This is a genomic window from Anaerotruncus sp. G3(2012) (assembly GCF_000403395.2).
Taxonomy (GTDB): Bacteria; Bacillota; Clostridia; order Oscillospirales; family Ruminococcaceae; genus Anaerotruncus.
On sequence record NZ_KE159660.1, the window covers coordinates 105205 to 113078 of the forward strand.

Genomic DNA, 7874 nt, shown 5'->3' on the forward strand with positions numbered 1-7874 from the left:
TCCTGCCCGAGCGTCGCGCGTAAGCGCGCTTCGGGCTGAAAGCCCGAGAAGCGAAGGGCGTTGTTTTGGTCGGGAACCCAAAACAACATGCGCCCTGGGGCCAAACGGATGCTGCCCTGTAACCCAAACTTGCGTTGCCTTGGGATAATAGAGAATACAGGATTTTTCCTGTTCTGTATAAATTGTTCACAAGAATTGATGAAGAGAGGCACAGATTATGGAAACCTATATTGTCCGTCAGCCGATACTCGACCGCTCCAAGCAGGTGATTGCTTACGAAATCCTCTATAAGGAGGACGAAAGCTCCCTCTTTCAGCAGCGGGACTCCCGGGTTGCCAACGCAATCGAGGAGTTCCTCACCGAGTTAAGCAGCGAGAGCTTCCTCGGCGGGAAGGCAGCGTTCCTGACCTTTACCCCGAATCTGCTGATGAAGAACATCCCGAAGATGTTCTCGCCCGACCGCCTGGTCATCCAGATCGAGGACAACTCGATCATCCATCCGGTGGCGCAGAAGATGATCTACCGCTACAAGAAGCAGGGGTATAAACTCGCCATCCGGGACTTTGAATTCTCCCCGCGCTATTTCAGCATCATGGACGCGGTGGATTATGTCAAGGTCAATTTCGGCAGGGTGGGCAACGGTCTGCTCTCCGAATCCTCGCTGAAAAATGTTGTGGACATCGCGCACAGCTTCGGCAAACAGGTGGTTGCCTACCAGGTAAACTCCCCGGCCGCCCGCGACCTTGCGCAGGAGCTGTCCTGCGAATTTACACAGGGCACCTGTGTTGCCGAGCAGACCGCCTCCAAGGTGCACCGGGTGGACCACATGCAGAGCAACTTCTTCCAGCTGATGGTTGCCGTTGCGCGTGACGAGCCGGATGTAGAGGAGATCACCCAGATCATCTCCCGCGATGTCGCGCTCGCCTTCTCGCTCATGAAGCTGGTCAACTCGGCTTATTTCGCCCTGCGCAACCGCGCAAAGTCGATCCAGCAGGCGCTGGTCATCCTCGGCATCGGCCAGCTCAAGCAGTGGATCTACCTGCTCTCGTTCAAGCAGGAGAGCGGCGGCACCTCCGAGGAGCTGATCAAAACCTCCTTCCTGCGCGCCACCTTCTGCCAGGAGCTGGCAAAGCATATCGAAAGCCTGCCGATCTCTTCGGCTGAAGCCTATATGCTGGGTATGTTCTCCACCCTTGACCAGCTCATGGAGCTCCCGCTCGACATGGTGCTCGCGGAGCTGCCGGTGGCGCAGGAGATCAAGGAAGCCCTGCTGACCAAAGAGGGGAAATGCGGCTACCTCTATCAGCTCGTGCTCTGCTATGAGAGCGCGGACTGGGGCCAGATGACCCATTACGCCGAGCTGCTCGGCCTGCCGATGAACATTATCACCCAGATCTATTTCGACTCGGTCGAGAGCGTCAACGCGATCTGGAGCACCCTGCTCAAGCCCGGCCAGGCCGAAACCGAACAGGCCGCCGAAGCGCTCGAGCAGGAGATGTCCTCCAAATAGCACAATAGGCAGCACCCCTTTTTATGCATTATGATGGCGCCGCCCTCGTTTTTGACTGAAAATTTCATTTTTTTTGCATAAACCCCTTGCATTTTACAAAAAATGAGCGATAATTAAATAATAGCCAAGGTATGCAGGGGATGTGACGGTTGTCCTTTTGCAGGTGGGAATTTTTTTCAGCCAGAGGAGGAATTTGTCTTGTTCAAAAACATGAAAATCAGGACTAAAATCCTGAGCGGGTTCGGAATGGCAATCATCATGTATATCATTTCGATCTGTGTGGGTGTTGTCAGCCTGAGCAGCGTGGCCAACGCGCTGGACCGGTTTTACCATAACCCCTACCCGATGGTCAAGGCAGCTTCAGACTGCCAGACGGTTACGAAAGAGGTGCAGCTCAATGTTTACCGCGCGTTCGTGGCGGAGACCCCGGAGCGGCTCCAGAGCGCCCTCACCGCGATTGATTCCCAGAAGGGTGCGCGTGATGCGGCGATGGCCGAGCTGCGCGCTTCCCATATCGGCGAACAGCAGCTCCTGGTGGCGGTTGAAAACTCGATCGCTGCCACTGCCGAGCCGCGCGACCGCGCTCTCAAGCTGATTCAGCAGGGCAAAAAGGACGAGGCGCTGGCAACGATCCAGAATGACTACCGCAACTCCTGCGACACCTTCCAGAACGATCTGGAGGCTCTGATCGCTTATGGTGACCAGATGGCCGTTTCGTTCTATGACGAAGGGGTCAGCATCCGGAATTTCTGCATCCTGCTGTTCTCGATCCTCGCGATTGTAAGCGTCGGGATCATGATGGTGCTGACTGTGAATATCTCCAAGAGCCTGACCCGCCCGATCATCGAGCTGGAAGGCGCGATGCAGAAGCTCTCCAAGGGCGACCTGAAGGCAACGGTTACCTATTCTTCACGCGATGAGCTTGGTTCGCTGGCCGACAGCCTGCGTACGGTTATGAATACGCTCTCCGCTTATGTCAACGACATCAGCGGCAAACTGGGGATGATTGCGGGCGGCAACCTCAACACCGAGATGGAGATGGAGTACGCGGGCGACTTTGCACCAATCCGGGCTTCCGGGAACCAGATCATCGACTCGCTCAACAACACCCTCGGGCAGATCAACCAGTCGGCCGAGCAGGTCGCAAGCGGTTCCGAGCAGGTCTCGAGCGGCGCGCAGGCGCTCTCGCAGGGTGCTACCGAGCAGGCAAGCTCGGTCGAAGAGCTTGCCGCGACCATCAACGAGCTTTCCGGGCAGGTCAACAATACGGCCAGCAATGCACGTGATGTCAACAACCTTGTGGCTTCCACCCGCGACGCGATCGACGGCTGCAACCAGCAGATGGGCGACATGATGCACGCGATGGAGAAGATCAACACCAGCTCTTCCGAGATCGGCAAGATCATCAAAACCATAGAGGACATCGCGTTCCAGACAAATATCCTCGCGCTCAATGCCGCAGTCGAGGCGGCCCGCGCAGGCGCTGCGGGCAAGGGCTTTGCGGTTGTGGCGGACGAGGTGCGCAACCTTGCCAGCAAATCCGCGGAAGCGGCTAAGAATACCACCACCCTCATCGAAGGCTCGCTCAAGGCGGTCGAGGAAGGCAACGAGTTCTCAAATGCAACCCAGCAGTCGCTCTTGCAGGTGGTCCAGCATACCGAGCAGGTCGCTGAGGCGATGGACAAGATTACCAAGGCTTCGGATGACCAGGCCGAGGCGATCAAGCAGGTCACGGTTGGAATCGACCAGATCTCCGCGGTTGTCCAGACCAACTCCGCAACTGCCGAGCAATCTGCCGCGGCAAGCCAGGAGCTTTCCAGCCAGGCGAACGTCCTCAAAGGGCTGGTCGGCCAGTTCTCCCTCAAGGGCGGTTCCGCTGCCGGGGGTGGCGCCAACGGGCTTTCTTACTCGTATGTCCCCGATAGCTTTGATTTCGACGATTCCAAATATTGATCCGTATCTGATCCGGGTGGGATGACCTCCCGCCCGGATCAGGAAGCAGCCCGAAAACCGTCTGGGCCGGCTTCCCCAATCAACAGACATCGCGCCCCTCAGACATCCGGAAATTCTATTACGGGATGGACGTCCCCAGGCCGCAGGGTATCCTTGTTGCCCGACATAGGCTATGTCGGGGGGACGCATCTTCCCGTTGCGTCCCCCCGACATAGGCTATGTCGGGGGGACGCATCTTCCCGTTGCGTCCCCCAATTCCTCCTCTGGGTTTTTTCTTTGCCTTTTTGTGCCTTTTTTATGTATTTTGTTACCCGTACTCTTGCTGAAAAATTTTCCTCATATTTTTTGTGCATATCGCTTGTTTTTTCCGTTTGCCTGCCGAAAAGGGATATGTGAGTTTCTTTTATTTCGTTTTCGGTGGGTTCCCTGCGGGGAAAACCTTACTAATTTTAAATCTCTAAGGAGGCGTTTTCCGGTGTTCAAAAATCTAAAGGTCAGGACAAAAATCCTGACCGGATTCGGGACTGTTATGGTTCTTTATATCATCGCAGTCATCGCAAGTGCAATAGGCCTGTCCAGTGTTGCAGATGGGCTGCAAGATTTCTATTACAAACCCTATCCAATGGTTCAGTATGCGCTCAAGGCGCAGGCAATCACCAAAGAAATCCAGCTTGACATGTATCGTGCATATGCAAGCAAGGATAACGCCACCATCCAGGGCTACCTCGACAACGCAAACAAAGAGGCCGAAACCATGGTTTCCAACCTCAACCAGCTCCGCGAAAGCTATGTTGGAGAACCCTCCCTCCTGACGAAGGTGGAGGAGACCTCTTCTGTCACTATCAGCGCCCGCAACAAGCTGCGGGAAATGATGCTGACCGAAGACAAGGATACCATCCTCGCGATGATCCAGGGGGACTATCGCACCGCCTGCGCCAACTATCAGACCGCATTGGACGAGCTGGTCGCTGGGGCGAGCACAGTGGCTGACAGCTATTACCGCACCGGAAGCGTCACAAAACTATATTGCATGGCGATCCTCTTTACATTGGCAGGCGTCAGCCTGATCCTTACGGTTTTGCTCACCATCAGCATCTCCCGCAACCTCACCCGCCCGATTTTTGAGCTGGAAGCGGCTGTCAAAGGGATGGCTAAGGGTGACCTGCATGGGATTGTTACCTATCAGTCGAAGGATGAGCTGGGCGAACTGGCGGAAAACCTGCGGTTTGTTCTGGCAACCCTTTCGGATTACGTCAAGCATATCAGCGGCAAACTCAAGATGCTGGCGGATGGCAACTTCAACACCGATATGGATATGGAATATCTCGGCGATTTTGCTTCGATCCGCGTTTCCGGAAACCAGATCATTGAGGCGCTCAACAACACCCTCGGGCAGATCAACCAGTCGGCCGAGCAGGTCTCGAGCGGTTCCGAGCAGGTCTCGAGCGGCGCGCAGGCGCTCTCGCAGGGCGCTACCGAGCAGGCAAGCTCGGTTGAAGAGCTTGCCGCTACCATCAACGAGCTTTCCGGCCAGGTCACCAACACTGCCAGCAATGCGCGTGATGTCAACAATCTGATCGACTCCACCCGCGACGCGATCGACGGCTGCAACCAGCAGATGGGCGACATGATGCACGCGATGGAGAAGATCAACACCAGTTCTTCCGAGATCGGCAAGATCATCAAAACCATAGAGGATATCGCGTTCCAGACAAACATCCTCGCGCTCAATGCCGCGGTTGAGGCGGCCCGCGCAGGCGCTGCGGGCAAGGGCTTTGCGGTTGTGGCGGACGAGGTGCGCAACCTTGCCAGCAAATCCGCGGAAGCGGCTAAGAATACCACCACTTTGATCGAAGGCTCGCTCAAGGCGGTCGAGGAAGGCAACGAGTTCTCAAATGCAACCCAGCAGTCGCTCTTGCAGGTTGTCGAACACGCCGAGCAGATCGCCAGTTCGATGGCTCAGATTACACAGGCAACCGACGACCAGGCCGAAGCGATCAAACAGATCACGCTGGGAATCGACCAGATCTCCGCAGTTGTCCAGACCAACTCCGCAACTTCCGAGCAGTCCGCTGCGGCAAGCCAGGAGCTTTCCAGCCAGGCGAACGTCCTCAAAGGGCTGGTCGGCCAGTTCTCCCTCAAGGGGTATTCTGCTGGCAACAGTTCCAGCCTCTCTTATTCCTATGTCCCTGACAGCCTCGATTTCGACGATTCCAAGTATTGAGAATTGAGCGGAATCCTGTGCGACAGGTATTCTACCGCTTTTCCCCCCCGGGCAGTTGTTTCCCACATGACTGCCCGGAGGGGAAGACTTTGTGTTTTTATACATCCTTTTTGAAAAATCCTCCGGCCCAGCTGCGCAGCTCCTCTCCGCAGCCCTTCCCGGGGGGTTTTCTCTTTTAAATCCATACCAAAGCGGTACCCCGAGCGAGCTTCCGGGGCCCTCTCCTTCGGAGGGGAACCTGGGCGCTGAACAGTGGCCGCGGTGGATCCCACAATCCCGAAAAAAGCGCTGATTCCGATTTTTTAAACGGCTCCTGGACAAGTTTTTTTGCTGCGGGGGAAAAATCTGTCCCCATTCGCGGGGAAAACAGGTTATTTTATTAGAAAATCACAGCACCCCATGCAGTATTTTCCTCTTCTGCACACACTATATAGTCGAACCATTCAAAAATAAGCGCTTATTTTTGAATGGCAGGTCTCCGGCGACTATACAGCCTGAAGCGGGATAGGCGTAAACAGCCTCACGCGGCGTTCCCGCCGCGGACCTGAAAAATATCAAAGGGATTTTTTCAGATGCTTCGATGGAAAACACAGAGGGGAAACAACCAGTTCACAGAAGAAGGAGCGTTGTATGATGAAAAAGAGAATTGCAGCCGTATTTGCGGCATTGATGATGACCGTTTCGGGAAACCTGACCGCTTTCGCCGCCAACCAGACTGAAAAAGACATTCAGGTACTGGGTGGCCCGCCGATCTCGGAGAATGGAATCCAGTACCGCTCGGATGATGCGGTCGTGCCCAACCAGACCGTCTATTTCCTGCTGCCCGACAACGTGGGCGACTACCTCAAGGATGAGGACTATTTCCGCATGACCGTCCGCAAGGAGAAAAACGGCAAGCTGGTCAAATCGGTCAAGCTGGTTGAGAAAATCCTCACCAAGGACTCAAAAATCAAATATCCGGTCAAAACCTTTAAAAGAACCAGCGTCTGGGACACCGAGGAAGTCACAGGATACGCCCGCAATACCTACATTGCTGTTGACCTCAACGAGCTGCTGGACGACGAGGAGTACAAGGTCTCGATCCGCCTGAACTTTACCGCCCGCCGCAACATCCCCGAAATGTGCTACGGCCACACCCCGCCAACCATCGCGAAGGATGGGCAAAGGTCAAAGTTCACCTCCGCGATGTCGCAGGGGGAGCGCCTGCCGATTGATGTGGAATTCTTCGTCAAAAACCGCGAGGACAGGGGAGATGCCAGCATCTCCCTCGGGCTGAACCAGGGTAAAACGGTCAAGCCGATTGCCAACGAGACCAACGAAGTCCTCTTCGAGGGCGAGGACGTGATCGCCAGCGTGCTCTTCAATGTGAGCAGCAATCCCGACAGTTTCTATGCCAAGATGAGCACCAAATGGAGCGGCGAACTGCTCCGGAAGTTCCGGAATACCGACGCGGTGATCCGGGTGTTCACCCCTGCGACCATCGACGCGACCAGCCGCGCCACGCTGCGTCTCTATAATCCCTTCTACGAGGACAGCGATATCCAGCCCGAGGACTGTTATATTTATCATGTGAACAGCAGCGGCAAGATCACCGATGTTTCCGGCCAGTTTTCCTACGACAGCAATGAGGATGCGTTCGTCACCCGTACCCGCACCCTCAGCACTTGGATCATCTCACCGGTTGAGGTCAAGCTCTAAATAGGGATGCCGCCTTCCGGCGGCAGGGGATGCGGGGACTGTTTCTGTGCAGCTGCGCGGCACATTGCCTTTTTCAAGAAGAATGCCGCCTTCCGGCGGCAGAGGATGCGGGGAGTCCGCCCCCGCGCGGCGGGTTCCTTTTCGGATGCACGAAAAGGAACCAAAAGTGCACATAAGGGGGTATCCCCCTTATGGAACCCCCGGAAGGGTGCCCGCCTTTGGCTGGGCGGAAAAGACACGCATGTCAGTGCCCGCCCCGACCTGTTTTTTGTCCAGACAGGCCCCGCTCGCTCGCCCCGGGCTGTGCCGCGAAACCCCTCTACATTGTGCCCGACCGGGCTGGGCCTGCCAGCCTGCCGGGGAGGGGCACACGGGGAGGGGTCGCTGACCCCTCGCCCGTGAGGCGCATCCTGCCCGAGCGTCGCGCGTAAGCGCGCTTCGGGCTGAAAGCCCGAGAAGCGAAGGGCGTTGTTTTGGTCGGGAACCCAA

4 protein-coding genes are annotated in these 7874 nt (G+C 56.1%); all 4 read left to right on the forward strand.

All coding sequences use genetic code 11. From position 1 onward, the window contains the following. Window positions 1–217: 217 nt before the first annotated feature. The 4 genes from C814_RS11100 (at window position 218) to C814_RS11115 (ending at window position 7385) form a co-directional block, all read left to right on the forward strand. Complete coding sequence (locus C814_RS11100) at window positions 218–1510, forward strand: EAL and HDOD domain-containing protein (protein ID WP_016317927.1); 1293 nt, start codon at window positions 218–220, stop codon at window positions 1508–1510. A 198-nt stretch (window positions 1511–1708) separates the two neighbouring features. Beyond that, entirely contained in the window at window positions 1709–3463 is a 1755-nt protein-coding gene (locus C814_RS11105) for a methyl-accepting chemotaxis protein (protein ID WP_016317928.1), read from the forward strand. 475 nt (window positions 3464–3938) lie between these two features. Continuing rightward, window positions 3939–5687: a methyl-accepting chemotaxis protein gene (locus tag C814_RS11110; RefSeq protein ID WP_016317929.1), complete on the forward strand. Its 1749-nt coding sequence runs from the start codon at window positions 3939–3941 to the stop codon at window positions 5685–5687. Window positions 5688–6317: 630 nt separating this feature from the next. After that, window positions 6318–7385 carry a hypothetical protein gene (locus tag C814_RS11115; RefSeq protein ID WP_016317930.1) on the forward strand — a complete coding sequence of 356 codons (1068 nt, stop codon included), beginning with the start codon at window positions 6318–6320 and terminating at the stop codon, window positions 7383–7385. Window positions 7386–7874: the final 489 nt, after the last annotated feature.

Bases quoted from the DNA above. Each gene is read 5' to 3' on its own strand.
- C814_RS11100 (WP_016317927.1), top strand. From the start codon at position 218: ATGGAAACCTATATTGTCCGTCAGCCGATACTCGACCGCTCCAAGCAG.
- C814_RS11115 (WP_016317930.1), top strand. From the start codon at position 6,318: ATGATGAAAAAGAGAATTGCAGCCGTATTTGCGGCATTGATGATGACC.